Genomic DNA, 25250 nt, shown 5'->3' on the forward strand with positions numbered 1-25250 from the left:
GCCCCTACCCGCCGAGCCGCTTGAGCCTGGTCACCGCCTCGTCGATGACCTCGTCCTTCTTGCAGAAGGCGAACCTGACGAAGTGGCGGCCCCGGTCGGGGTGGTCGTAGAAGACCTGGGTGGGGATCGCCACCACCCCCGCCAGCTCGGGCAGCCGCCTGGTCAGCTCCAGGCCGTCGGTGAAGCCGAGCGGCCTGATGTCGGTCTGCACGAAGTAGGTGCCGGCCGGTCTGAGCACCTCGAACCCGGCCGCCGCCAGCCCGCTCAGCAGCCGGTCACGCTTGCCCTCCAGGCCGGCGCGCAGCCCGGCGACCCAGTCGAGCTCCTCGCGCAGGCCGTGGGCCACGGCGAGCTGCCAGGGCCCGTTGGCGGTGAAGGTCAGGAACTGCTTGACGGTCTGGACGGCCCGCACCAGCTCGGGCGGCGCGCACACCCAGCCGGTCTTCCACCCGGTCACCGAGAACGTCTTGCCCGCCGAGGAGATCATCACGGTGCGCTCGCGCATGCCGGGCAGCGTGGCCATGGGCACGTGCTCGACGCCGTCGAAGGTCAGGTGCTCGTACACCTCGTCGGTGATCGCCAGCAGGCCGCGTTCGGCGCACAGCTCGGCGATGACCGCCAGCTCCTCGCGATCGAACACGGTGCCCGTCGGATTGTGCGGTGAGTTGACCAGGATCGCCCTGGTGCGCGGCGTCACGGCGGCGCGCAGCTCGTCGGGGTCGAAGGTGAAGCGCCCCGCCACCGGGCGCAGGGTGACGGCGACCAGCCGGGCCCCGGCCAGCGCGATGGAGGCGGCGTAGGAGTCGTAGTAGGGCTCGAAGGCGATGACCTCGTCGCCCGGCTCGCACAGCGCCAGCACGGCGGCGGCGATCGCCTCGGTGGCGCCCACGGTGACCAGCACCTCGCCGTCGGGATCGTAGGCCAGGCCGTAGTGCCGCCGCCGGTGCTCGGCCACCGCCTGCCGCAGCTCGGGCAGGCCCGGACCCGGCGGGTACTGGTTGGCACCCGACCTGATCGCCTCCACCGCGCGGTCGAGCATCGCGGGCGGGCCGTCGGTGTCGGGGAATCCCTGCCCCAGGTTGATCGCCCCGGTCCGTACGGCCAGCGCGCTCATCTCGGCGAAGATCGTGGTGCCGAACCGTCGCATGCGGGAAACAAGGGGATCGCTCACGAGACCACACTATTGGTCTCGAGGCGTGATCACCCGGGTCGCCCTCGATCGCGCGCGCGTGTCCGCCCCGAGGCTCGTACACTTCCGAACATCCTGCCCCCGTGATCGCGGCCGGTTTCCCCGTATGGTGGTGGTCCTGGTTCCTGTGACGCGCATCAGAGAGCTCGACGCGCTCCGCGGCTTCGCGGTGTGCGGCATCATGCTGGTCAACACCTGGCAGCACGCCCAGGCGCCGGACAGCGAGTGGTGGGTCGAGACGTTCCTCCAGGGCCGCTTCTACCCGATCTTCTCGCTGCTGTTCGGCGTCAGCTTCGCGCTGGTGCTGCGCGGCGCCGGCCGGTGGGTGCTGCTGCGCAGGCTGCTGTGGCTGCTGGCGTTCGGGCTGATCCAGCACACCTGGTACGAGGGTGAGGTGCTGACCGACTACGCGCTGTTCGGCATCGGCGTGCTGCTGCCGGCATCGTTCCTGTCGGGCGGCTGGCCCGTCCTGGTGCTCGGGGTGGCGGCCACCGCGTGGGGCGTGTGGGTGGGCGGCGGCATCCTGATCATCCCCGGGCTGTTCCTGATCGGCATGGCGCTGATGGACCTGCGGCCGGGCCGCGGGTGGCTGCTGCCGGGGTTCGGCGTGTCGGCGGTCGTCTCGGCGGCGCTCGGCTCGCTCTACCTGCGGACCGACGAGTGGTGGGTCTACGTGACGGCGGCGCTCGCGGGCGCCGCCGCCTACTCCACGCTCGTGCTGTTCCTGCGGCCACGCTGGCTGGAGCCGATGGGCAGGATGGCGCTGACCAACTACGTGTCGGGCACCGTGGTCATCGTGCTGACCGCGCCGATGCGCTGGCCGGTGCTCGCCGTGGCGGGCGTGACGGTGCTCGCGCAGCTGCTGTTCAGCTGGTGGTGGCTGTCGGTGTTCAGATACGGTCCGCTCGAATGGGTGTGGCGGATGCTCACCTGGTGGAAACCGGTGCCGAACCGGCTCATACTCCGTTCGTGACGCTGAGCGCCCTCCTTCGCCTGCTGGACGACGAGTTGCCTGACGCGATCCGCCTGCGTCACCGGCTGCATGCCGTACCCGAACCGGGGGGCGCGGAGGTGGAGACCTGCGGCGTCATCGCCGAGCACCTGCCGCTGCCCCACCGGGTCGTGGCGGGCACCGGGATGATCGTCAGGGTGGGGCCGGAGGGCGAGCCCGCGATCGGCGTCCGCGCCGAGCTCGACGGGCTGCCGCTGGCCGAGCTGACCGGCGCGGCCTTCGCCTCGGCCAACGGGCACATGCACGCCTGTGGCCACGACGTGCACCTGGCCGCGCTGGTCGCGCTGGTGCGGGCGGCGCGCAGGACGGAACTGCCCGCGCCGCTGGTGGCCGTCTTCCAGCCGTGCGAGGAGCGGCACCCGTCGGGCGCCGTGGCGCTGCTGCGCGAGGGCGAGCTGGCGGCGGAGGGGGTGGAGTCGGTGGTCGCCGTGCACGTCCACCCCGACCTGCCGTGGGGCACGATCGGCGCCGACCCCGGCACGGTCAACGCGGCGGCCGACGCGATCAGGATCGACGTCGAGGGGCTCGGCGGGCACGCCGCCTACCCGCACCGCACGAGGGACCCGGTGCTGGCGCTCTCGCACCTGGTGGTGGCGCTGCACGGGCTGGTGGGGCGGCGGATCGACCCGGTCCACGGCGCCACGCTCACCGTGGGGGCCGTCCACGCGGGCACCGCGGAGAACGTGATCCCCGGCGCCGGCCACGCGCTGGTCACGCTCCGCGCGCTGGACACCGCCGACCAGCGCGCGCTGCTGTCGGCCGTCAGGGAGTGCGCCGAGCACGTGGCCGCCGCCCACGGGTGCGCCGCGAGGCTGACCGTCACCAAGAGCGAGCCGCCGCTGGTCAACGACCCCGCGCTGGCCGAGGCGGCCAGGCGCGGGGCGGCGACGGCCGGGTTCGCGCCGGCCCCGGCCTGGCACTCGTGCGGCGGCGACGACTTCGCCCACTACGGCACCGCGTGGCCGACGCTGATGGCCTTCGTCGGGCTGGGCGGCGCGCCCGGGTTCGTCCACGCCGGCCTGCACGATCCGCGGTTCCTGCCGCCCGACGAGGCCGTGGGCGCCTGCGCGCGGGCGCAGGCGCTGGCCTACGCCGCGGCGCTCAGCGCGCGGAGCGGAACACCAGCAGGCGGAACATCTGCGTGGAGCCGACCAGCTTCTCCTTGACCAGGCGCAGGCCGTGACGCTCGGCGCCCGCCGCGACGCGGGGCACGGACACGGCGTTGACCATGTCCTGGTTGCCGGCCAGGTAGGCCTCCGCGTAGTCCTCCGAGAGGCCGTTGTCGATCATCCAGGTCCGCCAGGCGGCCACCGCCGACGTGCGCTCGTGGTCGTCGTCGGGGGCGAAGCAGTCGGAGAAGACCAGGCTGCCGCCGGGTTCGAGGCGCCTGGCGCACTCGGCGAAGAAGGAGTCGATCGACTCGTCGGTGGGGTTCTGGCCGAACAGGAAGTGGGTGACGAGCGAGCCGAAGATGACGTTGTAGGTGATGTTGTCCTCGACGTCGTCCCACGCGGTCTTGTTGAGCAGGCGCACCCAGCGGTTCAGGTCGTCGCCGATCTTCTTGTGGGCGAGCTTGCGCATCTGCACCGCGCGGTCCATCGCGCGGTACCGGTCGACCGGGTAGAGCTGGCCGAGCTGCTCGAACGGCTCGCACAGGGTGCGGATCCACGGGACGATCGCGGAGGTGAGGCTGCCGGTGCCGTACCCGATCTCCAGGACCGAGACCGACATGTCGATCTCCTGGAAGATGCGCAGGATCTCGCTGGCGACGGTGGCCGAGCAGTCCTGGATCAGGTCGTCGTACATCGGGATCCAGGTGCGGATGTGCTGGTCGTAGCGGTCGAAGTAGGCCGGGGAGCGGTGCTCGGTGCGCAGCGTCCAGTGCTCGTCCCACCTGCCGATCTCCAGCTTGCGCAGCCACTCGCGCTTGAGGGTGTGGAAGTCGTGGTTGGGGTCGAACCGCACCGCCCGCGCCTTGACCGCGTCGTAGTAGCGGTTGGCCAGGTTGAAGCGGTGGCGGTCGCGCTCGATGTGGAGCATGCGCCGCTCGCCGAAGTCGCTGTCGAGCCTGCTCCGGTAGCCGCCGATGCAGTCGGGGTTGAGCAGCAGCAGGTGGGCGCCGACGGCGGTGTCGCCGAAGGGATGGCGCACGCCGAGCCCCACGTCGTCGACGGCGGCCACGTAGATCTCGTAGCTGCTGTCGGCCAGGCTGCCGATGTGGTCACGCCACATGGACATGTGCCGTGACAGCTCCGCCTCGCCCTGGAAGAACAGCCGCCAGTCGATGAGGAAGATCCGCTCGGTGACCTGGGAGCTCATCAGCTCGGGGTGCTCGAGGTCGGTCTGCCAGAAGGTCTCGGTGTTGTCGGTCAGGTCGGCGATGGCCCTGATCGGGCCGTCGTTCCAGTCGCGCAGCTCGGCGAAGCAGTGGGAGTAGTAGTCGGCGTCGGTGACGAGGTTGGACGGGCCGGAGTTGCGCACCTCGGAGGCGAGCGCCTCCAGCCAGCCGCTGCGCAGGTGCAGCTGCGGGTGGTCGCTGTCGTGGTTGCTGAGCACCGACTGCAGGCCGCCGTGCAGCTGGGTCAGCTTGCGGCGCAGCGCCCGATGGCCGGGGCTGAGCGACTCCAGCTCCAGACGGTCGAGCAACCTGCCGAAATCGGTCTCGAATTTGCTGAACCCGGCGTCGTTGCTGGCACTCGGATAGTTGAGGTATCGCGGCGCGCCGAAGTCTTCGGGCAGCTCGCTGGTGCCCTCCTGCTTGATGACGACGACAGGCAAATCCAACGCTCGCGCAAAACCGACTTCAAATGCCAAATTGGGGCGAACCGTACTTCCTTCCAGGATGAGAATGTCCGACCTGCGGATCTTCTCCTGGATCTCGATGCCGATGTTGCGGCTATGGGGTTGTTCGCTCCAGTCGTAGACGTCGAAATGACGTTCGGCCAGCTGGCTCTTCACCGACTGGACCGCCCTGATGACCGACTCGGAGCCCTCAGCCTCGGTGGACCAGGCGAGAAACGCATTGACGGGGTCCATGCAGACATGAATACACGACGAACAACTGGACTTTCAAAGGCGACACAAAATATCGTGACGTAATGGCTTTGCGGCTGTCATTCGCCGTACTGGTGCTCGCGTCATTCGTTCTCGGCCTGGTGGGATTCGCCGCGTATCTCGAGCCCGGGGCCTCGGCCTTCGATCTGGTCTATTACTCGCTGCAGCTGTTCGTCCTCGATCCGGCTCCGTTCGACGTCGATCACAAGCCGCTGGGATGGGCGCTGGAGGTGGCCCGCTTCACCGCCCCCGCCGCGACGATCTACGCCCTGGTCGCCGGTCTGCTGCTGCTGTTCTCCACCGAGATCCGCCGCCTGCGCGCCCGCGGCTCGCGCGGCCACGCGGTCATCTGCGGCACCGGGCCGCTCGCGGGCGTGCTGACCACGCGCCTGCGCGCGGCCGGCCGCGGCGTGGTGCGGATCTCCCCCACGCCCCACGCCGACCGCGGGGTGCTGCACGTGGAGGGCGACCCGCGCGATCCCGCCGTGCTGCGCGCGGCGGGCATCGAACGCGCCGCCGTCCTGTACGCCTGCGAGGCCGACAGCGCGACCAACACCGCGATCGCGCTGGCCGCGCACGCCCTGCCGCGGCCGAAGGCCCGCCCGCTGGCCGCCTACGGGCTCATCTCCGACCCCGACATGTGCGCCGCGCTGCGTGCCCGGCGGCTCGGACTCACCCGGCCGACGGGACTGCACCTGGACTTCTTCAACCCCGACACGCTCGCGGCCCGCGTGCTGCTGGACAACGACCCGATCACCACACCGGACCCGGTCATGGTCATCGGCCTCGGCACGTTCGGCCGGACGCTGCTGCTGGAGCTGGCCCGGCACTGGCGCCCGCGGGCGCGGGAGGCCGGGCCGCTGCCGGTCACCGTCGTCGACGCGGACGCGACCGGCGCGACGGCGGCCCTGTGCGCCCGGCACGACCTGCTGCTGACCGCCTGCGACCTCGAGGCGATCGACCTGGAGCCGGAGCAGGTGAGCCTGCCCGAGGTGCTGCCGCACGCCTCGCGCCGCGTCTACGTCTGCTACCCCGACCAGGACCTCGCGCTGAAGGTCGCGCTCACGTCGCTGCGGCTGTGGGGCGGCGGCCCCGGCTCGCTGGTCGTCCGCGTCGACCACGCGGCGGCCTTCGACTCCACGCTGCTGGAGGGCCTGGACGGCGCGCTCAGGGTCTTCCCGGTGACCGACGCGGCGGGCGACCCGCGGCTGATCGCCGAGGACCTGGTGGAGACCCTGGCCAAGGCGACGCACAACCACTACCTGGCCGACCAGCGCGGCAGGGGCGGCAGGTTCGCGGTCAACTCCTCGCTGGTGCCGTGGGAGGAGCTCGAGGAGGACAAGCGGGAGTCCAACCGGCTGCTGGCCGAGGACATCGGCAGGAAGCTGAAGGAGGTCGGGTGCGCGCTCGGCCCGCGCGTCGACCCGGACCTCGGCTTCTCCTTCGCCGAGGAGGAGATCGAGCTCCTGGCGGAGATGGAGCACGTGCGCTGGGTACGCATGATGGTGACCCGCGGTTGGTCCCACGGCCCCTTGCGGGATGATGAGAACAAGACACATCCCGATATAGGAGACTGGTCCACTTTGTCAGCATCGGCGAAGGAAAAGGACCGCGACACGATCAGGAACCTGCCGGGCATCCTGGCCCTGGCGGGCTTCCAGGTGGTGAGGACGCGATGACGAGGTTCGCCGTGACGGGACACCGCGAGCTCACGCCGCACACGGTCGAGCTGGTCGGCCAGGCCCTGCGCGACGAGCTGGCGAGCGCGGGTCCCGGCCTGGTCGGCGTGTCGTGCCTGGCGGAAGGGTCCGACCAGATCTTCGCGGCAGAGACCATCGCGGCGGGCGGCGAACTGCACGCCGTCCTGCCCGCCCGCCGCTACCGGGAGAGCCTGCCCGCCGACGCCCGCCACACCTACGACATGCTGCTCGGCAAGGCCACCCACGTACTCGAACTGCCCTTCGAGGAGGCGGGCGTGCCCGCCTACCTGGCCGCGGCGCAGGCCATGCTGTCCGAGGCCGACGAGCTGGTCGCCGTATGGGACGGCACCGCGCCGCGCGGCCCTGGCGGCACCGCCGACGTGGTGGCCATGGCCAGACAGGCCGGGATGCCGGTGCGGGTGATCTGGCCGCCGGGTTCCAGCCGGGCATAATCTCGAGACGTGACCAGAATCGCCCTCTGCCAGCTGCCCGTCGCCCCCGACCCCGCCACCAACCTCAAGCGGGCTACCGAGGCCATCGCCAGGGCCGAGGGCGCCGACCTCGCGATCTTTCCCGAGGCCACCCTGACCAGGTACGGCAGGCGCATCACCGAGCTGGCCGAGCCGCTGGACGGCCCCTTCGTGACCGGCCTGGCCGAGGCGGCCCGCGACCACGGCGTCGCGGTGATCGCCGGCGTCTTCGAGCCGGGCGAGGGCCGCGTCCACAACACCGCGGTCGCGATCGACGCCTCGGGCGCCGTCAGGGCCGCCTACCGGAAGATCCACCTGTTCGACTCCTTCGGCTCGCGCGAGTCGGAGCTGGTGGCCCCCGGCTCCGAGCCCACGGTGGTCGAGCTGGCCGGGCTGCGGATCGGGCTCATCACCTGCTACGACCTGCGCTTCCCCGAGCTGGCCAGGGCGCTGGTCGACAGGGGCGCCGACATGTTCGCCGTCATCGCGGCCTGGAGCTCGGGCCCCCTCAAGGAGGACCACTGGATCACGCTCGTGCGGGCGAGGGCGCTGGAGAACACGATGTGGACCGCCGCCGTCGACCAGGCGCCCAATCCCGCCGAGGCGAGCGACGGGTTCGGCGTCGGGCGCAGCATGCTGGTCGACCCGCTGGGCGTGGTGCGCGCCGATCTGGGTAGCGCACCGGGCGTGCAGGTGGTCGAGCTCGACGCCGAGCTGACCGCCTCCGCCCGCGCCACGCTGCCGTGCCTCGAGCACCGGGTGCTGGGTGTGGGCCGGCTGCCCTGACCAGGGGCCGCCGCGATTGGCGGGGTTCTTGGATCGTGACGGCCAAGAGATCGTAAAGTGGTGTCGTGAACGAGCGTAGGACGCAGATGCAGAAGGTGGTGCCGCCCCGGCTGCTCGTGCCCTACCTCTCGGGCAAGCGCACGGTCATCTCCGGCTACGTCTACCGCGTGCAGGACTGCGTGCGGCTGACCACGCCCCGGGCGTTATTCCTGGGGCTCGACCTGTCCTTCGAGGGATCGGAGCTGAGCGCCCACGTGCCCGAGCTTTACCTGATGCGGTGGTACGCACGCGACGTGGACACCTACGCGGTGCCGTACGGGCCGCACATGGGCGGCGACTGGAGCGACGCGCCGCCGTTCGCGGGCAACGGGTTCACCACCTCGCGCGAGCACGTGGTGCCCCAGTTCCACACCACGCCCATGCCCATCCCGGCGGGAGCGGAGATCGTGCACGTCAGCGGCGCGGGCGAGCGGCCGTTCGCCGCCTACGACGGGCTCACCTGGCGGCCGTCGTCATGAGCGACGAGATCGTGCCCGTGGCGTCGGGTTTCGTCGCCCGCCACCGGGGCCGCACCCACCCGGCGGCGATCGGGCCCGACAGCGACGAGGTCGTGCTGTTCAGCGAGGAGGAGTTGGACGGCTTCGAGGCGGCCTCCGGCTACTGGCGGCGCACCGTGGACCGCTCCGAGCTGGAGTGGCTGGTGCTCGTGCGCACGGTCGGCGCGTTCGGCGGCGAGCCGTGCGTGGTCCTCGACGAGGACGACGACGGCCTCCACATCGCCTACACCGGCCACAGTGGCATGAAAGCGGAGGCGCTCGGCTACTGGATGGTCGACCATGGGGCCTATGAGGTGGTCGTGCCCCGCGAGGAGGTCTTCTCGATCAGGGTGGAACGCCTGCCGGTCGGCTGACCCCGGTCAACCGGCCGCCCGGTCGGGCGTCTCTCCTGGCATGCGATGGTTATGCGCCCTCGTGCCCATCGTCCTGGTGGGGTGCGGCGAGGCTCCGGAGACGTCCGAGATCTACCAGCGGGTCATGCAGGGCAAGGCGCCGGTCGGCCAGGTGCTGACCGTCTCGGACCCGCCGGTGCGGCTGTGGTTCGCCCGCACCACCGACGAGGACGGCGACCTGCGGCTGTGCGGGCCCCGCTCCTGCGGCCACGACGTGTCCGACCGGCCCGAGCCGGCGTGGGCCGAGGACCGCGAGGGCGACCTCTACTACGGCGCCGCCCGGCCCGGCGTGGCCGGCGTGCGCGCGCGCACCGTGGAAGGCGCCACGGTCAGCGGCACCGTCCACCGGCCCGCGGGGGCGCCGCTTTCCATCTGGACGGTGACCGTCCCCGGCGCGCGGGTGCGCGGTTTCGATTTCCTCGACTCCTCCGGTCAACCGGTCGCCACGACGGGTGTCTCTGGTACGTGATGGAAACACCCACCATGGCGCCCGCGGCCCCCACCTTCGCGGAGCTGTTCGCCGCGCAGTACCAGTCCCTGGTACGGCTGGCGGGACTGCTGGGCGCCGACGACCCCGAGGACATCGCCCAGGAGGCGTTCGCCAGGCTGCACGGCCGCCGCCTGCGCGACGACGCGGCGACACTCGGATACCTGCGCGCGACCGTCTGCAACCTGACCCGTAACCGGCTGCGCCACCTGCGCCTCAGCCGGCTGCGCCGTCCAGAACCCCCCGAGCCGGCCCGCAGCAGCGAGCACGCCGTCATCGTGGCCGAGGAGCACCGGGAGCTGCTGGCCGCCCTCGACACGCTGCCGCGCCGCCAGCGGGAGGCGCTGATCCTGCGCTACTGGCTCGACCTGTCCGAGCGAGAGATCGCCGACGCCATGGGCGTGTCGCCCGGTTCAGTCAAGACACACGCCAGCCGGGGGCTGGCGGCACTGAGGGGGAAGCTGTGAACGACCTGGAAGAGCGGCTGCGTGCCGCGCTCGACGCCCGCGCCATGACCTTCGAGGCCGGCCCGACGGCCTGGATCGAGGTGCAGCGGCGGGTCCGGCGGGGCCGGTGGGTCTGGCCGGTCGTGCTGGCCGCCCTGCCGGTCGCGCTGGTGGCCCTGCTCGTGCCTTTCCTGCTCAACGGGGGCCAGGACAGGCAGACGACCATGGGCCCGCCGAAGGACCCGAAGCCGGTGGGCGAGGCGCTCGTCATCGACAACCCGACCGAGGACCGCCCGATGCGCCTGTGGTACGGCAAGAACGACGCGGGCCTGCTCGCGCTCTGCCGGGACGTGCAGTACGCGGGGAGCGCCTCCTCGAGCATGTGCGGCGAGAACGCCGGCGCGAAGGCGATGCGGAACGCCGGCTGGTTCGAGGGGACGACCCAGTCCGTGCCGCTGCGTGAGACCATCCTCGACTACGGTGGCGCGCGCCAGGAGGTGGCGACGGTGACGGCGGTCACCGCGAAGGGGGCCCGTTTCACCGGCACCCTCCACCAGCCCTCGGGGGCCCCGATGAAGATCTGGACGGTCGCCTACCCCAGCACGGATCAGGTCACCTCCTACGAGTTCGCCGACGCCGGCGGCCGCGTCCTCTCCCAGCGGCTGCGGGGCATCACGATGCTCCCCGAGTCCGCGCAGGGCAAGCCCGCGGGCGCCGCCGTGAAGCTCGGCGACCTCAGCGTGCGGCCCTACGACACCCCCGACCGCAATCTCATCTGGACCCTGGAGGGCCGCGAGGTGGGACTCCACCTGGTCAGGGTCGACAACCTGACGCTCGACGACCTGGGCGGCAAGCCCATGGCGGTCCAGTTGCGGGTCAACAGCGGCCACTGGTTCGGCATCGCCCGCCGGGGCACCGCGAAGGTGGAGCTGGTCCGCAAGGACGGCAAGGCGCTGACGGCGGCGGTGAAGCCGGACCCGTGGAAGGTGGGGGTGAGCCTGTTCGCGGGTGAGCGGGCCGTCACCGGCGACCTCTACCTCGAAGGCTTCACCCTGGTGGGCTACGACGAGGCGGGCAGGCAGCTGTGGCGCGACGACCATCCCGCCGACAAGCCCGCCTGGGACCCGCACCCGCCGATCGGCGAGGTGGTCACCATCGGCGAGGCGAAGGTGTGGTTCAGCAAGGTGACGCTCGCCGACGGCAGGACCTGGGACGGCCTGTGCCGCTCCACCCCGGGGACCAAGACCACGTGCGACGCCTTCGAGCCGGTCGGGCCCGGTGACGCCCGCCGCCTGCTCGACCTCGGCAAGAGCGCGATCGGGGTGGCCGGATCCGAGGCCACCCAGGTCGAGGCGGTGAAGTCCGGTGCTCGCGGCACCATGTACGCGCCCGCCGGCGCGCCGCTGAAGATCTGGGCCGTCCCCTACCCCGGCGGCAGCGAGCAGTTCGTGCTGAGCGACGCCAGGGGAGACACGGTGGCCTCGGTCGGCGGCGACGCGCCCGACGCGTGCACGGTCTCCCCGCCCGTCGGCCCGGCCGCCGCCCTGGAGGGCGGAGCGAGCATCACCCACCAGAACGGCTGCATGATCATCTGGGGGGCCGGGGGGCGCTTCGCCGTCGAACCGCACAGGATCGAGGACGCCACCTACAGCCACGGCCAGAACGTCCTCGCCGGATGGACGGTCAAGAAGACGGCCAAGGTCGAGCTCGTCTACCCGGACGGCGCCCGCCTGACCGCGACGCTGCGGTCCGACCCGTGGGGTCTCGGTTTCACCCTGTTCTCCGCCCGCACGACGAAGGACAACCTGGACGTGCACGTGGTCGGCTACGACCAGGCAGGCAAGGAGATCTGGCGGCGCTAGATCCCGAGCGAGCGGTAACGCGCCAGGCGGGCAGGCAACCTGTCCGCCTTCGGCGTCGCCAGCAACCGCGCGATCTCGTACTCCAGCGCCCGCGCCACCCGCTCGCAGAAGGCCTGCGGCTCGTAGGCGGCGTCGGGCCGCTCGGGGATGACGCGGTCCACGATCCCGTCGCGGCGCAGGTCGGTGGCGCGCACGCCCTGCGCCTGGGCGATCTCGGGGGCGAAGTCGACGCTGCGGTAGAGGATGGCCGAGGCGCCCTCGGGCGGCAGCGGCGACAGCCAGGCGTGCTGGGCGGCCAGCACCCTGTCGGCAGGCAGCAGGGCCAGCGCGCCGCCGCCCGCCCCCTCACCGAGCAGCAGGCAGACCGTCGGCGCGTCGAGCATGACCAGGTCGGCCAGCGAGCGGGCGATCTCGGCGGCCAAGCCGCCCTCCTCGGCCGACTTCGACAGGGCGGCGCCCGCGGTGTCGATCACGGTGACCAGGGGCAGGCCGAGCTCGGCGGCCAGGCGCATGCCGCGCCTGGCCACGCGCAGCCCGGCGGGCCCGAACGGTCCCGTCGCCCGCTGCGTGCGCCGGTCCTGGCCGAGCACGACGGCCGGCGCCGTGCCGAACCTGGCCAGGGCCAGCAGCAGCCCCGGATCGGCCTCGCCCTCGCCGGTGCCGTTCAGCGGGGTGACGTCGGTGGCGGCGAGCTTCAGCAGCGTGCGGATGCCCGGCCGGTCGTCGCGGCGCGAGCGGGTGATGGCCTCCCACGCCTCCACCGGACGCAGGTCCTCCTCGGGGGCGGCCCCCGCCTCGAGCCCGCTCCTGCCGGCCGTCAGCACGGTCAGCGCGCTGATGGCCATGGCGCGGGCGTCCTCGGCCGAGACGACCGCGTCCACCAGGCCGTGCGTGAACAGGTTCTCGGCCACCTGGACGCCCTCGGGGAAGGCGTAGCCGTGCAGCGACTCGAACACGCGCGGGCCGAGGAACCCGATGAGCGCCCCCGGCTCGGCCGCCGTCACGTGCCCGAGCGAGCCCCAGCTGGCGAAGACGCCACCGGTGGTCGGATGCCGCAGGTAGACGATGTACGGCAGGCCCGCGTCACGGTGCCGCTGCACCGCCGCCGCGATCTTGATCATCTGGGTGAAGGCGAGCGCGCCCTCCTGCATGCGGGTGCCGCCGGAGGCCGGCGAGGCCAGCAGCGGCAGCCCCTCCCTGGTGGCCCGCTCGACCGCCAGCACCAGCCGCTCGGCCGCCGCCACGCCGATCGAGCCGGCCATGAACGAGAACTCGCAGGCCATGACGGCCACCCGGTGCCCGCCGAGGAACCCCTCACCGGTGATCACCGACTCGTCGTAGCCGCTCTTCGCGCGGGCGGCGGCCAGCTCTTCGGCATAGGAGGAGCCCGGCTGCGAGGGGTCGGCGGGCGGCGTGTCCCATGACTTCCACGATCCCTTGTCCAGGACCGTCTCGATGAGAGTGCGCGCGTCCGGCCGGCTCACCACTGCTCCCCTGCTGTCGTCGAGTGCTGCAGAATTGACGCGCCGGTCACCGTTCCCGTTCCGCCAACCAGGAAAGTACGTCCTCGCCGTCCTGATCGAGCGCCGGCGGCGCGGTGTGCTCGACCGGCTCGGCGCCGTCGAAACGCAGCGGCGGCCCCGGCAGCTCGATGCGGCCCAGCACGGGATGGTCCACCTCGACGACCAGCCCCTGGGAGCGGGTCTGGTCCCACGCGTAGACCTCGTCCAGCGTGCGGATGGCGCCCGCGGGCACGCCGAGCTCGGCGAGCGCGGTCAGCCAGTGCGCCCGGTCGTGACGGGCCAGGGCCTTCTCCATCTCGACGATCAGCTCATCCCTGTGCGCGAACCTCTGCCTGTTCGTCGCATACTTCGCGTCATCGGGGTCGATGTCCAGCAAGGCGGCCACCTTGCGCCACTGCACGTCGTTGGCGACGGCGATCTGCAGCATCCCGTCGGCGCAGTGGAAGGCGCCGTAGGGGGCGATGGAGGCGTGGTGGTTGCCGCCCGCGACGGGCACCTGGCCGCCGACCGTCCAGGCGGTGCCGTGGTAGGCGTGCACGCCGGTCACCGCGGCCAGCAGCGAGGTGCGCACCACCTCGCCCCTGCCGGTGCGCTCGCGCGCGTAGAGGGCGGCGACGACGCCGTAGGCGCCGTGGATGCCCGCCAGCAGGTCGGCGATGGAGGCCCCCACCCGGTACGGCTCGTCCGGCGAGGGCCCGGTCAGCGACATCAGGCCGGCCTCGCCCTGGGCGATCTGGTCGTAGCCTGGCCTGCCGCCTTCGGGGCCGTCGTGGCCGAAGCCGGTGATGGACAGCACCACCAGGCGGGGGTTGAGCTCGTGCAGGCGCTCGACGGGGAAGCCGAGGCGGTCGAGCACTCCGGTGCGGAAGTTCTCGATCAGCACGTCGCTGTGCCGTACCAGGCGCTCGATGAGCCGCCTGCCCTCCTCCGACTTCAGGTCGACCGCGATGGACTGCTTGTTGCGGTTGGCGGACAGGAAGTAGGTGGAGATGTCGTGCTCGGGACCGACGAAGGGCGGCCCCCAGCCGCGTGACTCGTCGCCGCCCCGGGGATGCTCGACTTTGATCACCTTGGCGCCGAGGTCACCGAGCATCTGGGCGGCGTGCGGGCCCGCCAGGGCCCGCGACAGATCGAGGACGACGATGTCGCCGAGGAGTCCGCGCAAGATCAACCTCCAGTGGTGGTCGCCGAGCTTACGGCCTTACCAGCCTCGCAGGCGAGAGGCAGCGCTCGACAGTCAGGTCCCTGTTCCACCATGGCAGGATCGGTCGGATGGATCACCTGGTGAGACGCATCATGGCAAGGCCGCCGTCCTGCGGTCGCACCCGTGTCGTCGCGGTCGACGGACCGGCCGGCTCGGGCAAGACGACGTTCGCCGACCGGCTGGGGCCCGCTCTCGGTGCACAGGTGGTGCACAGCGACGACTTCCCCGTGCCGTGGGAGGAGGGTCCTGGGCCGTGGTTCGCCGCGCTGGAGGAGCGGGTGCTGCGCCCGCTGAGCGAGGGACGGCCGGGCTCCTTCCGCCGCTACGACTGGGTCCGCGGCGTCCACGCCGAGGAGGTGATCGTGCCCGCCGCGCCCGTGCTGGTCATCGAGGGCGTCGGTACGGCCCGCCGCGGCGCTCCGGTGTCCTTCACGGTGTGGGTGGAGGCGCCGCGGGAGGTGCGCATGGCCAGGGTGCTGGAGCGCGACGGTCCCGGCCTCGAACAGCGGTGGGTGGAGTGGTTCGCGGCCGAGGAACGGTGGTTCGCCGAGGACGGCACCAGGCGGCGTGCCGACGCCGTCCTCGACCTCTCCTAGCTCCCGGCTCGACGCCCCCGCGGCCACGGCTCCCCGCGGGGTCGAGCCCGGGCGGGGTGGGCAGCTGGGTGGCCGCCCCGGTGGCGGCGTCGACCTCGAAGACGGCGGCGGGCGACACCAGCCGCGACCTGGTCAGCATCGCCGTCTCCCCCTACAGCCGGCCGTCCTGACCGGCGGGGTCCGTCACCCGCGCGTCCCCTTCAGGTGACGGTGGAGTCAGGTGTGCCGACGGATCGCTCATGGCGTCCGTGTCCGTGTGACCCGGACGTATGGGCTAGATGTAGGGCGGCCTTCGCGAGCGCCTCGCTGTCCAGGACGAGGGTGCCTCCAGGGGTGGCCTGGACCGCCATCACGCGGCGGTCGTTCGACGGGCGTCAGGCGGACGCGGCGAGGACCGCGGGGCGTTCGGTGTCGGGCAGCCCGGGGCCGAACGGGTCGTGGGCGTGGGAGCCGGGGATCAGCCCCTCGTCGGCGGCCAGCCAGAGCATGCGCTGGACGTAGCCCTCCATCGGCGCGGTGAAGGTGGCCGCGGCGAGCCGGTCGAGCCGCGCCGACGCCTTCTCGAAGGCGCGCAGGTCGTCGCCCTGGAAGGCGCGCATCACCTCGGCGGTCTCGGCCACGCGGGCCGCCGCGATGCCGACGAGCGCGGCCTCGGCGCCCCACAGCAGGGAGGGGCCGAACATGCGGTCCTCCCCCGTGATCGCCAGCCTTCCCGCCTCGCGCGTCATGGCGATCGTCTCCTGGCAGCCCATGGCGTCCGACAGCAGCGCCGTCTTCAGGCCCGCGACGCCCGGGTGGCGCAGGATCCGGTCGAGGACGGCGGGCGGGCACGGGGCGGTGTACAGGTCGAAGGCGATCATCGGCAGCCCGGCGGCCTGCCACACGGCCTCGTGCTCGGCCAGCCGGTCGCCCGGTGAGGGGAACACGAGGACGCCGTCCGCGCCGAGTTCGGCGGCCATCCGTGCATCCGCCACGGTCCTCTCGACCGCCCTCTCGCCCTCCACAGGAGATGCCGCGCGATCCGCGCCTTCCCGTGGTCGGCGGCCCGTGTGCATCGCGAGACCTGACTCTTGACCGGCGGCCGAGCGCGGGGCGGGGTCCGGTCCCCCGCCCGTGCCTTCCCTGGGCCCGGGACGCGACTCCGGGGCAGCGCGTGGGTACGGGGGCGTGCCGGAGGGGACGGCCGGGGCCGGGGCGCCGCCGACGCCCACGATCACGGGGACGCCGGCGGTGCGGGCGCGCAGGATCAGCTCCCGCCTGAGCTCGGGCGGCAGGAACGGGCCCCGGCCGGTATGGGCCAGGACGGCGAGGGCGTCGGCACCGGTGGCGACGAGCCGGTGGAAGTAGCGCTCGGCGATGTCGAGGTCCACCTCGCCCGCGCGGGTCATCGGGGTCGCGGCGGCGGCCACCAGCGCGCCGCGCAGGCGGTCGCGCAGCCGGGCGGCCCGCGCGTCGATCGCCGTACTCATGATCGCTTAGCGTCCGGGTGGCGTCGCTCTGCGCGATGACCAGCGGCCACAGGAAGTCGTTCCAGTGCCAGTCGGGTCCGAGCACGACCAGGTCGAAGCCCGTCTTCGAGGCCAGGGCCGTGGTGATCTTCTCCTGCCTGCCGTACCAGGGCTGCTGGTCGATCTTGACGTCGGTTGAGCATGCCCGAACGGATCACCCGTTCGAGGGCCGCCGCCACCTCCTCGTCGCCGAGCGTGCGACCCTCGGGGTCGGCCATGGTTGGAAACTTCGGGTTCACGAGCTAACCTTTCGGTCTTGACCGTAATAGGGCAGAGGGAGGCGTGGGTGGGTATCGTCATCGGGGTCGTCGGCCCACACGATCTGGTCGACGACGTCGCGGCCACGTGCGAGGAGCAGCCGGGCGTGACCGCGCTGCGGCTCGACTACGACCACGAGTCGCAGGCACCCGCGATCGTCGAGGCGCACGCCACCACGGTGGAGGGCTGGTTGTTCACCGGCATCGTGCCGTACATGCTGGCCCGCGACGCCGAGGCGCTCACCCGGCCCGCGGCGTTCGTCGACTACTCCGGGGCGACGCTGCTGACCGCTCTGGTACGGCTGCAGCACGAGGGCCAGGACATCACGCGCCTGTCCATCGACACCCTGTCGGCCGCCGACGTCATCGCCACGTTCGAGGAGGCGGGGCTGCCGACCGAGCAGGTCCGCACGCTCCCCTACCGGCCGGAGATGACCTCCAAGAAGGCCGTGGCCTTCCACCGGCGCGGCGGCGAGCACGCGGTGATCACCTGCCTGAGCTCGGTGCACGAGGCGCTGCGCGACGACATGCACGTGCTGCGCCTGGCGCCGTCGGTCCACTCGGTGCGGGTGGCGCTGCGCCAGCTGCTGCTGACCGCGGAGGGCCAGGCGCAGGAGGACGCGCAGATCGCCCTCGGCCTCATCGAGGTCGAGAGCGAGGAGGGGCTGCTGCGGGAGGCGGCGGCGCTGGGCGGCACGCTGGCCGCCTTCAGTGGCGGCACCCACCTGCTGGTCACCACGCGCGGGCCGCTGGCCGACGCGACCGGCAACTTCACCGGGCTGCCGATGCTGTCGCGCCTGACGACGGCCGGCCAGGTGGTCAGGGTGGGGTTCGGGCTGGGCCGCAGCGCGGCCGAGGCCGAGAGCCTGGCGCGCAGGGCGCTGGCCCGCGCCCGGCGCATCGGCGAGGTGGCCGCCGTGCTGTCGCTGCGCGCCGACACCGACATCGTGCTGGAGTCGGTCAGCGCGACCCCCGCCGCCGAGCAGAACCTCTCGGTGATCGCCCGCCGGGTCGGCCTGTCGGTGCCGACGCTGGAGAAGCTGCTCGAGGCCCGCGCGGCGACCGGCGGGGAACCGCTGACCACCAGGGAGATCGCCGAACGGCTCGCGGTCCAGCAGCGGACGGCCCGCCGCATGCTGCACCGCCTGGAGCTGGCCGGGCTCGCCGAGCGCACCGGGAACCTGACCAGCGGGAGCAGCGGCCGCCCGCTGACCCTGTACCGGCTGACGCTCTAGGCGAGCCACCGGTCCAGGCCCTCGGCCACGAAGTCGTCGTCGCGCAGCCAGGGGTAGGCGGCCCACACGCGGTCGATCTCGGCCAGTTGCCCAGGAGACAGGTCCTCGGCCGGGTCGAGGCACCAGCGGCCCGCCAGCAGGCCCTGGCGGCGCAGGATCTCGTGGATGCCGGGGATGCAGCCGTGGAAGCCGTTGGCCGAGTCGAAGATGGCGGCGTTGGCGTCGGTGAGGTGACCGTCGAGGCCGAGCAGCCTGCGCACGGCGGCGTCGTCGCCCGCGCGGGCCAGCTTCGCCTCGTCGAGCAGCTCGACCGCCTTCTTCACCCACACCGCCCACTGGCCGAGCAGCCCGCCGACGAACTCGACCTCCACCTGCCGGCCGTCGACGACGACGCGGTGGGTGGTGATGAGGTCGGCCAGGATGTGGTCGTCGTTGCCGGTGTAGAGCGCCACCTGCTCGGCCCTGCCCGCCCTGACCACGCCGTGCAGCACGTCCAGCGTGCGGTAGCGGTCGAACGGCGCCACCTTGATGCCGACGACCGACTCGATCGCGGCCAGCCTGGTCCAGAAGTCGCGCGAGAGCGTACGACCGCCGACCGCGGGCTGCAGGTAGAAGCCGATGACCGGCAGTACCTCGCCCACGGCGCGGGCGCGCTCGATCAGGGCGTCCTCGTCCAGTTCCCGGTGGGGGCTGAGCAGCACCATGTGGTAGCCGAGCGACCTGGCCAGCTCCGCCTCCGCCACCGCCTGCGTGGTCGGGCCCGTCGCGCCCGCCACCAGGACGATCTCGCGGCCCTCGCGGGCGGTCTCGCTGGCGGTCTCGGCCGCCAGCTCCAGCACGGGCGGCAGCAGCGCGGTGCCGTGGATGGCGAACTGCGTGGTGTGCACGCCCACCGCGAGACCGCCGGCGCCCGCCGCCACGTAGTAGCGGGTCAGCGCCCGCTGGCGGCGCTCGTCCAGCCTGCGGTCGGCGTCGAGCGCGAGCGGGTGCGCGGGAATGACCAGCCCGCGCCTGAACAGGTCGCGCACGGACGTGTGAGCCTCTGGAGCCGTGCTGAGCACGTCGCTTCCCCCTTGATCGATGAGCATGCTGGTCAGAACCGGCCGTCGCGGCGCTCGAACTTGGTCGGCTTGCCGAGCAGCGCGCCGCCCTCGGCGATCCAGGCAGCCGTGAGCTCGATCAGCTCGGCCGGCGTCAGCTCGGGGTAGCCGAACAGCCGGTGGCACCTGGCCGCGTTGGACAGCAGCGCGGTGGGCGCCTCCTCACCGACGAAGGAGGGCTGCTTGCCGAGCGCCCGGCCGAGGTCGATCGCGGCCTGCCGTACCGAGATCAGCTCGGGTCCGGTCAGGTTGAGGACGAACGGCGGCGCGGACGCGTGCAGCAGCGAGCGGAGCGTGACCTCGTTGGCGTAGCCCTGCCAGACGACGTTGGCCATGCCGGTGGACAGGTCGACGGGCTCACCCGCGTTGACCTTCTGCGCCAGGTCGACGAGCACGCCGTAGCGCAGCTCGACGGCGTAGTTGAGGCGGATGAGGGCCAGGCGGGTGCCGTACTTCGCGCTGAAGTGCGACATGACCCGCTCCCTGCCAAGGCAGCTCATCGCGTACTCGCCCACCGGGTCGGTGGGCGTCTCCTCGGTGGCGCCTGCGCTGGTCACCGGGACCAGCGGGTAGACGTTGCCGGTCGACAGCGCCGCGATCCTGCTGTCCCTGAACCGGTCGGCGACCCGCCCGGGCAGGTAGGAGTTGGTGAACCAGGTGGCGTGCTCGGCGCCCTGCGTGCCGAACTTGGCGCCCACCAGGAACACCACGTTCTCCACGTCGGGCAGGCCGCGCAGCGCCTGCTCGTCGGCCACGTCGGCGCTGACCACCGTGGCACCCTCCGCCGTGAGGGCGTCGGCCAGGCCCGGCTCGGAGAACCTGGACACCGCCACGATCCGCCGGTCGCCCTTGGTGGCGTTGAGCGCCAGCCTGACCAGGCTGGGCCCGAGCTTCCCGCCCGCGCCAAGGATCATGATGTCGCCGTCGAGCCTGGCCATGTCGGCGATCAGCCCCTCGCCGGGCCGCGCGAGCCGCTCCTCGAGCTCCACTACCGTCCGCACCCAGAACTCCTCTCATTTACGGTCCAGACCGTAACTTCGCGAGTCTGGCCCTGTCAATGGGGTGCGGGCAGGTCAGGCCGGTACGGCCTCGCGCGCGCGGACGAGGACGTCGAGGATGGGTGTCCTCCGAGCGCAGGCCCGTGTAGTGCCTGACGGCGCCGGCCGCGCCGGCCAGCCGTACGGCCGGGCCGAGCAGGGCGACGAGCAGCTCGACGCCGTGGATGCCCATCGTGACCATCGTGCCGCCGCCCCCGCCGGGGGTGTCCTGCCACGGGTTGTAGCCGGTCGCCCAGATCCCGACGTCGTGCCGGACGGTGGCGCGCACCGACAGCACGGAGGCGGGGTCCACCGTGGCCGCGGTGAAGGCGTGCGCGAAGCGGAGCACCGACGTGGACAGCACCCTGTCGGTGATCTCCAGCCGTCGAGCGCGTCGAGCTGGGCGCGGGTGGCGGCGGCGGGCTTCCCCCGCGCCCGCGTCAGGGCTGGTCCACCTCCGCCGCGGTCCGGCCGCCCGCCAGCCTCGGGTACCCGGGCCCCCGGTCGAAGAACGTGGCGGGCGTGGCGGCGAGCCCGGCGCGCAGCTCCGCCGTGGCCTTCTCGTCGACCACGCCGTCGGCCAGCACCACGCCGTAGTCCTCCCGCGCCCCCCGCACCGACACCTTCCCGTCGCGCACGTCGTCGGCCACACGCCGCGGGGCGCGCTCGTACGGCGAGCCCCAGCCGCCGCCTCCCGTGGTGCGGATGCGGATGATCTCGCCGGCCGGCACGGGGTGGTCGTCGACCAGCCCCTCCATCTCGCGTCCCGCCACCGAGACGGTGAAGGGCCGCCCCGCCCGCCCGCCGTTGACCCCCCAGCACGACAGGATCGACCGGTCGGCGATCGACATGTAGGAGGCGTCGCGCAGCATCCTGATGTGCTTGTCGTAGCCCAGCCCGCCGCGGAACAGCCCCGGACCGCCGGAGTCGACCGCGAGCCCGAGCCGCTCCACCCGGAACGGCCAGCGCGCCTCGGCGAACTCCACCGGGATGTTGCGCGAGTCGGGCACGACGTGGATGGTGTCCTCCCCGTCGGCGTACCACCGGCCGCCTGAGCCGCCGCCCAGCACCTCCCTCATCAGGTACGGCACGCCGTCGGCGTCCTCGCCGTAGACCCCGGTGTACCTGATCGTCTCCTGGTCGGCGGGCATCCGGCCGCCGGTGGCCTTGGCCAGCACCCCGGCCAGCACGCCCAGCAGCCGCAGGATGACGAAGGTCCTGGCGTTGGTCGGCGCGGGGAAGATCGGCGTCAGCAGCGTCCCCTTCTCGGGGAACCTCATCTCGATGAGCGGGACGACCCCCTCGTTGACGTCGAGCTCCGCCATCCGCGCCGGGGTGTCGGCCAGGTTGCGCAGGATCGGCGCCAGCCACTTCTTCATGAACACCCCGTCGGCGTAGTCGCCCGCGTGGTTGATCGGCCCCTTGGCCTGCGGCGAGGTGCCGGTGAAGTCGATCACCAGGCGGTCCTCCAGCCGGGTGAGCGTGATGCGCTGGGTGTGCAGGCGCGGCTCGTCGACGCCGTCGTGCTCGGCGTAGTCCTCCCAGACGTAGGTGCCGAGCGGGATCTTCGACAGCAGTTCCCTGCGGAAGGTCTCCGTGGTGTTGGCGATGATGGCGTCGAAGCACTCCTCGACGGCCGCCTTGCCGTACCGGTCGAACAGCTCTCCCAGCCTGCGCGCGCCCATCAGGCAGGCCGAGCATTCGGCGTCGAGATCGCCGGCCAGCGAGTCGGGCATCCGGGAGTTGCGGGTCATGATCCGCAGCGCCGCCTCGTTGGGCACCCCGCGGTCCCAGAGCCTGATCGGCGGGACCATCAGCCCCTCCTCGAAGACCGACCGCGCGTGGGAGGGCATGCTGCCCGGTACGGCGCCGCCGATGTCGTCGTGGTGGCCGAAGGCCTGCACGAAGGCCACCACCTCGCCGGCGTGGAAGACCGGGACGGTCACGCAGAGGTCGGGCAGGTGGCCGATGCCACCCTCGGACAGGTAGACGTCGTTGTGGAAGAACACGTCGCCGGGGTTCATGGTCTCGACGGGGAAGTCGCGCACGATCGGCTGGACGAGCGCGGAGTAGGAGCGGCCGGTGAGCTTGCGCAGCCTGACGTCGTGGATACCGGCGCGGAAGTCGTGGGCGTCGCGGATCATCGGGGAGCGGGCGGTGCGCGCGATGGCGGTCTCGACCTCCTTCTCCACGGAGGCGAGGGTGCCCTCGACGATCTCGACGAGGATCGGGTCGGCGGTCACGGGGCGGTCCCTTCCTTGCGGACGATCAGGTTGCCGTGGGCGTCGCACGTGGCGGTGAAGCCGGGGTGCAGCGGCAGCGTCGAGCCGTACTCCTCGATGACGGCGGGGCCGCGGACCACGTCGCCGGCGAACAGCGTGGCGCGTGGGTGCACGGGGCAGGCGGCCCACCCTGCGTCCTCGAAGGAGACGGGGCGGCTGCCCGGCTCGGCGGGCGGCCGGTCGCGTCCGGGCCGCACGGGGATCGTGGGACGGGTGATGGGCCCGATGCCGGACACCCGCAGGTTGACCCACTCGACGGCGTGACGGGGATCGTCGCGGTAGCCGTAGCCGTAGAGCCGCTCGTGCGCCTCGTGGAAGCGGGCGACCACCTCCGCCTGCCAGCGGTCGTCAGGAGGGCCGGGCGGCGCGGACACGCGCACCTCGTAGGCCTGGCCGTAGTAGCGCAGGTCGGCGCCGCGCTGGCAGACGGGCGAGGTGAAGCCCTCCCGCTCGAGCGCCTCGACGGCCTGGCCCTCCAGGTCTGCGAAGACGGCGGCCAGCGCGTCCGCGTCGGGTTCGCGGGTGACGTGGGTGCGGACGTAGTCGTTCTTGACGTCCACGGTGAGCAGCCCGAACGCCGAGACGTTGCCGGGGTCGGGCGGCACGACGACGGCGGGCAGGTTCAGGATGTCGATCAGGCGGCAGGCCAGCAGCGGCCCCGAACCGCCGAACGTCACGAGCGGGAAGTCGCGCACGTCGAGTCCGCGCTTGACGGTGATCTGGCGGATCGCGTTGCACTGGTTGAAGGCGCTGATCTCCAGGATGCCCGTCGCGGTGCGTTCAGGGGTGATGCCCAGCTTGCCCGCCAGCGCCTCCATTCCCTGCCGCGCCGCCTCGCGGTCGAGCGGGATCTCCCCGCCGAGCAGGTGCGGCGGGATCCGGCCGAGGAAGACGTGCGCGTCGGTGACCGTCACGTCGCCGCCGCCCTTGCCGTAGCACAGCGGGCCGGGATCGGCGCCCGCGGACTTGGGCCCGACCTTGAGCGTCCCCTCGGGCGAGATCCACGCGATGGAGCCGCCGCCCGCGCCCACGGTCACGATGTCGATCATGGGGATCTTGCACGGGTAGCGCCCGATCGACCCCTCGGTGGTCAGCGAGGGCTCCCCGTCCACGATCACCGCCACGTCGGTGGAGGTGCCGCCGCCGTCCAGCGTGATCACTGACGGCTGCCCGGCCGTGGAGGCGATCAGCGCGGCGCCCAGCGCGCCGGCCGCCGGGCCCGACAGCACGGTGGTGATCGGCTGGTGCACCACCTCGGCGGCGCTCAGCACGCCGCCGTTGGACTTCATCACCGCGTACGGCATGCCGAGCCGTTCGGACAGGTTGGCGATGTAGCGCCGCATCGCCGGCTTGACGGCCGCGTCGACCAGGGTGGTGACCGACCGCTCGTACTCCCTGTACTCGCGCAGCACATCGCTCGACAGCGACACCACCGCCTCGGGGTGCTCCCGCTCGAGCACCTCCCGCATGCGCAGCTCGTGCGCGGGGTCGGCGTAGGAGTGCAGGAAGCACACGCCGATCGCGGTGATCCCCTGATCCCTGAACCAGCGGGCGACCTCGACGGCCTGATCCTCGTCGAACGGCCTGACCTCCCCGCCGAGGTGATCGAGCCGGCCGCCGACGGTCCTGACCCGGTGCACCGGGACGATCCGCGGCGGCTTGACCCAGAAGTAGGAGTTGCCGTAGCCGTCGGGCACGCTCTGCCTGGCGATCTCCAGGATGAACTCGAACCCCTCGGTGGTCACGAAGCCCAGGTCGGCGATCCTGTCCTCGAGCAGCTGGTTGGTCGCCACGGTGGTGCCGTGGACAAGCCCGGTGACCGGCCCGCCGCCCACCTTCTCGATGCCCGCCATGAAGCCGTCGGCGGGGTTGGCGGGAGTCGAGGGGGTCTTGGTCGTGAAGATCTCACCGGTCCGCTCGTCGACCGCGACGACGTCGGTGAACGTGCCGCCGGTGTCCACTCCGATGCGCATGGGTTCAGTGTCTACCTGGGCCCTGACCCGCGGGGATCAGCGAAACCTGCCGAACAACCGGCGATTCTTCAGCGTCTCCTGTTTCCCAGCACGTCGTCGATCACCCTGGGGGCGTTCTCGGTGCCCACGTAGGCGGCCAGCCGTACGGCGAGCTCGTGGGCGCGGTGCAGTTCCATCTCCACCCTCGCCTTGCCGGACTGGCCGGCCTGGATGCCGAAGTAGGCGCCGATGATGGTGCCGATCACGCCGCAGACCCCGGCGAACATCGTGGCGAACTCCTTGGTGGCGAACACCGCGGCGCCGAACGCGACGAGGATCACGATGATGCCGGTCAGCACCACGAAGAAGCCGTAGCGCCAGCGCGCGGCGTCGGCCTGCGCCGCGGTCAGGTCGTCAGGGGTCATCAGGGCCTCCAGCGCCGCCGGCTTGTCCGTGGCCAAGGTCGCCTCCTGTTACAGATGGGAGCAGTAGTGGTGAGCAGTAAGCTAGTAGTACTTTGTTAGTTCGGGATCTTGTGTGAGATGATCTTTGTGTGACTCCGGATGAGCTGGCTGATGTTCGAGGCCGTCTTGAGGACTTC

General features: G+C 72.1%; 23 protein-coding genes. 12 read left to right on the plus strand and 11 right to left on the minus strand.

Annotated features, from left to right (window positions below):
- Nucleotides 1-4: 4 nt before the first annotated feature.
- Nucleotides 5-1171, minus strand: a complete 1167-nt coding sequence (locus tag ABZX22_RS11025; RefSeq protein ID WP_354907477.1) for a pyridoxal phosphate-dependent aminotransferase — start codon at nucleotides 1169-1171, stop codon at nucleotides 5-7.
- Nucleotides 1172-1316: 145 nt separating this feature from the next.
- Here ABZX22_RS11025 and ABZX22_RS11030 point away from each other — a divergent pair, with 145 nt between their 5' ends.
- Nucleotides 1317-2162 carry a DUF418 domain-containing protein gene (locus ABZX22_RS11030; RefSeq protein WP_354907478.1) on the plus strand — a complete coding sequence of 282 codons (846 nt, stop codon included), beginning with the start codon at nucleotides 1317-1319 and terminating at the stop codon, nucleotides 2160-2162.
- Nucleotides 2159-3367, plus strand: coding sequence for a M20 family metallopeptidase (locus tag ABZX22_RS11035; protein ID WP_354907479.1), 1209 nt, complete (start codon nucleotides 2159-2161; stop codon nucleotides 3365-3367). Before ABZX22_RS11030 ends, ABZX22_RS11035 begins: the two co-directional genes overlap by 4 nt.
- Here ABZX22_RS11035 and ABZX22_RS11040 read toward each other — a convergent pair.
- Nucleotides 3303-5237 carry a hypothetical protein gene (locus ABZX22_RS11040; protein WP_354907480.1) on the minus strand — a complete coding sequence of 645 codons (1935 nt, stop codon included), beginning with the start codon at nucleotides 5235-5237 and terminating at the stop codon, nucleotides 3303-3305. The genes ABZX22_RS11035 and ABZX22_RS11040 overlap by 65 nt on opposite strands.
- 62 nt (nucleotides 5238-5299) lie before the next feature.
- On the opposite strand from ABZX22_RS11040, the gene ABZX22_RS11045 reads away from it, so the two are divergent.
- From ABZX22_RS11045 to ABZX22_RS11080, 8 genes are all read left to right on the plus strand, one after another.
- Nucleotides 5300-6934, plus strand: coding sequence for a RyR domain-containing protein (locus ABZX22_RS11045; RefSeq protein ID WP_354907481.1), 1635 nt, complete (start codon nucleotides 5300-5302; stop codon nucleotides 6932-6934).
- Nucleotides 6931-7407 (plus strand): hypothetical protein, encoded by a 477-nt coding sequence (locus tag ABZX22_RS11050; protein ID WP_354907482.1) that lies wholly within the window; start codon nucleotides 6931-6933, stop codon nucleotides 7405-7407. The genes ABZX22_RS11045 and ABZX22_RS11050 overlap by 4 nt, the downstream gene beginning before the upstream one ends.
- A 9-nt stretch (nucleotides 7408-7416) precedes the next feature.
- Nucleotides 7417-8211 carry a carbon-nitrogen hydrolase family protein gene (locus ABZX22_RS11055; RefSeq protein WP_354907483.1) on the plus strand — a complete coding sequence of 265 codons (795 nt, stop codon included), beginning with the start codon at nucleotides 7417-7419 and terminating at the stop codon, nucleotides 8209-8211.
- Between the two features lie 65 nt (nucleotides 8212-8276).
- Nucleotides 8277-8729, plus strand: a complete 453-nt coding sequence (locus tag ABZX22_RS11060; RefSeq protein WP_354907484.1) for a hypothetical protein — start codon at nucleotides 8277-8279, stop codon at nucleotides 8727-8729.
- Complete coding sequence (locus ABZX22_RS11065; protein WP_354907485.1) at nucleotides 8726-9121, plus strand: hypothetical protein; 396 nt, start codon at nucleotides 8726-8728, stop codon at nucleotides 9119-9121. The genes ABZX22_RS11060 and ABZX22_RS11065 overlap by 4 nt, the downstream gene beginning before the upstream one ends.
- A 61-nt stretch (nucleotides 9122-9182) precedes the next feature.
- Entirely contained in the window at nucleotides 9183-9629 is a 447-nt protein-coding gene (locus tag ABZX22_RS11070) for a hypothetical protein (RefSeq protein ID WP_354907486.1), read from the plus strand.
- Nucleotides 9629-10114, plus strand: coding sequence for a sigma-70 family RNA polymerase sigma factor (locus ABZX22_RS11075; RefSeq protein WP_354907487.1), 486 nt, complete (start codon nucleotides 9629-9631; stop codon nucleotides 10112-10114). Before ABZX22_RS11070 ends, ABZX22_RS11075 begins: the two co-directional genes overlap by 1 nt.
- Nucleotides 10111-11955, plus strand: a complete 1845-nt coding sequence (locus ABZX22_RS11080; RefSeq protein WP_354907488.1) for a hypothetical protein — start codon at nucleotides 10111-10113, stop codon at nucleotides 11953-11955. Before ABZX22_RS11075 ends, ABZX22_RS11080 begins: the two co-directional genes overlap by 4 nt.
- Here ABZX22_RS11080 and ABZX22_RS11085 read toward each other — a convergent pair.
- Entirely contained in the window at nucleotides 11952-13442 is a 1491-nt protein-coding gene (locus tag ABZX22_RS11085; RefSeq protein WP_354907489.1) for a carboxyl transferase domain-containing protein, read from the minus strand. The genes ABZX22_RS11080 and ABZX22_RS11085 overlap by 4 nt on opposite strands.
- A 43-nt stretch (nucleotides 13443-13485) precedes the next feature.
- Nucleotides 13486-14643 carry a CoA transferase gene (locus ABZX22_RS11090; protein WP_354907490.1) on the minus strand — a complete coding sequence of 386 codons (1158 nt, stop codon included), beginning with the start codon at nucleotides 14641-14643 and terminating at the stop codon, nucleotides 13486-13488.
- Nucleotides 14644-14762: 119 nt separating this feature from the next.
- Between ABZX22_RS11090 and ABZX22_RS11095 the strand changes: the two genes are divergently transcribed.
- Nucleotides 14763-15278 carry a hypothetical protein gene (locus ABZX22_RS11095; protein WP_354907491.1) on the plus strand — a complete coding sequence of 172 codons (516 nt, stop codon included), beginning with the start codon at nucleotides 14763-14765 and terminating at the stop codon, nucleotides 15276-15278.
- 374 nt (nucleotides 15279-15652) lie between these two features.
- On the opposite strand, the gene ABZX22_RS11100 is transcribed toward ABZX22_RS11095, so the two are convergent.
- Nucleotides 15653-16747 (minus strand): dihydrodipicolinate synthase family protein, encoded by a 1095-nt coding sequence (locus ABZX22_RS11100; protein ID WP_354907492.1) that lies wholly within the window; start codon nucleotides 16745-16747, stop codon nucleotides 15653-15655.
- 325 nt (nucleotides 16748-17072) lie between these two features.
- On the opposite strand from ABZX22_RS11100, the gene ABZX22_RS11105 reads away from it, so the two are divergent.
- Nucleotides 17073-18278 (plus strand): hypothetical protein, encoded by a 1206-nt coding sequence (locus ABZX22_RS11105; protein WP_354907493.1) that lies wholly within the window; start codon nucleotides 17073-17075, stop codon nucleotides 18276-18278.
- On the opposite strand, the gene ABZX22_RS11110 is transcribed toward ABZX22_RS11105, so the two are convergent.
- The 6 genes from ABZX22_RS11110 to ABZX22_RS11135 all read right to left on the minus strand — a co-directional run bounded on the left by ABZX22_RS11110 (nucleotide 18275) and on the right by ABZX22_RS11135 (nucleotide 25110).
- Complete coding sequence (locus ABZX22_RS11110) at nucleotides 18275-19366, minus strand: dihydrodipicolinate synthase family protein (protein ID WP_354907494.1); 1092 nt, start codon at nucleotides 19364-19366, stop codon at nucleotides 18275-18277. The genes ABZX22_RS11105 and ABZX22_RS11110 overlap by 4 nt on opposite strands.
- A gap of 5 nt (nucleotides 19367-19371) precedes the next feature.
- Nucleotides 19372-20379 carry an NAD-dependent epimerase/dehydratase family protein gene (locus tag ABZX22_RS11115; protein ID WP_354907495.1) on the minus strand — a complete coding sequence of 336 codons (1008 nt, stop codon included), beginning with the start codon at nucleotides 20377-20379 and terminating at the stop codon, nucleotides 19372-19374.
- A gap of 16 nt (nucleotides 20380-20395) precedes the next feature.
- Nucleotides 20396-20779: a hypothetical protein gene (locus ABZX22_RS11120; protein WP_354907496.1), complete on the minus strand. Its 384-nt coding sequence runs from the start codon at nucleotides 20777-20779 to the stop codon at nucleotides 20396-20398.
- 76 nt (nucleotides 20780-20855) lie between these two features.
- The gene (locus ABZX22_RS11125) at nucleotides 20856-22658 is read right to left on the minus strand and encodes a hydantoinase B/oxoprolinase family protein (protein WP_354907497.1); all 1803 of its coding nucleotides are present in this window, start codon (nucleotides 22656-22658) and stop codon (nucleotides 20856-20858) included.
- Nucleotides 22655-24670, minus strand: coding sequence for a hydantoinase/oxoprolinase family protein (locus ABZX22_RS11130; protein WP_354907498.1), 2016 nt, complete (start codon nucleotides 24668-24670; stop codon nucleotides 22655-22657). The genes ABZX22_RS11125 and ABZX22_RS11130 overlap by 4 nt, the downstream gene beginning before the upstream one ends.
- Nucleotides 24671-24738: 68 nt before the next feature.
- Nucleotides 24739-25110 carry a hypothetical protein gene (locus ABZX22_RS11135; RefSeq protein ID WP_354907499.1) on the minus strand — a complete coding sequence of 124 codons (372 nt, stop codon included), beginning with the start codon at nucleotides 25108-25110 and terminating at the stop codon, nucleotides 24739-24741.
- Between the last annotated feature and the right edge of the window lie 140 nt (nucleotides 25111-25250).

It is taken from the genome of Nonomuraea sp. NPDC003804, from assembly GCF_040610675.1.
Lineage (GTDB): Bacteria > Actinomycetota > Actinomycetes > Streptosporangiales > Streptosporangiaceae > Nonomuraea.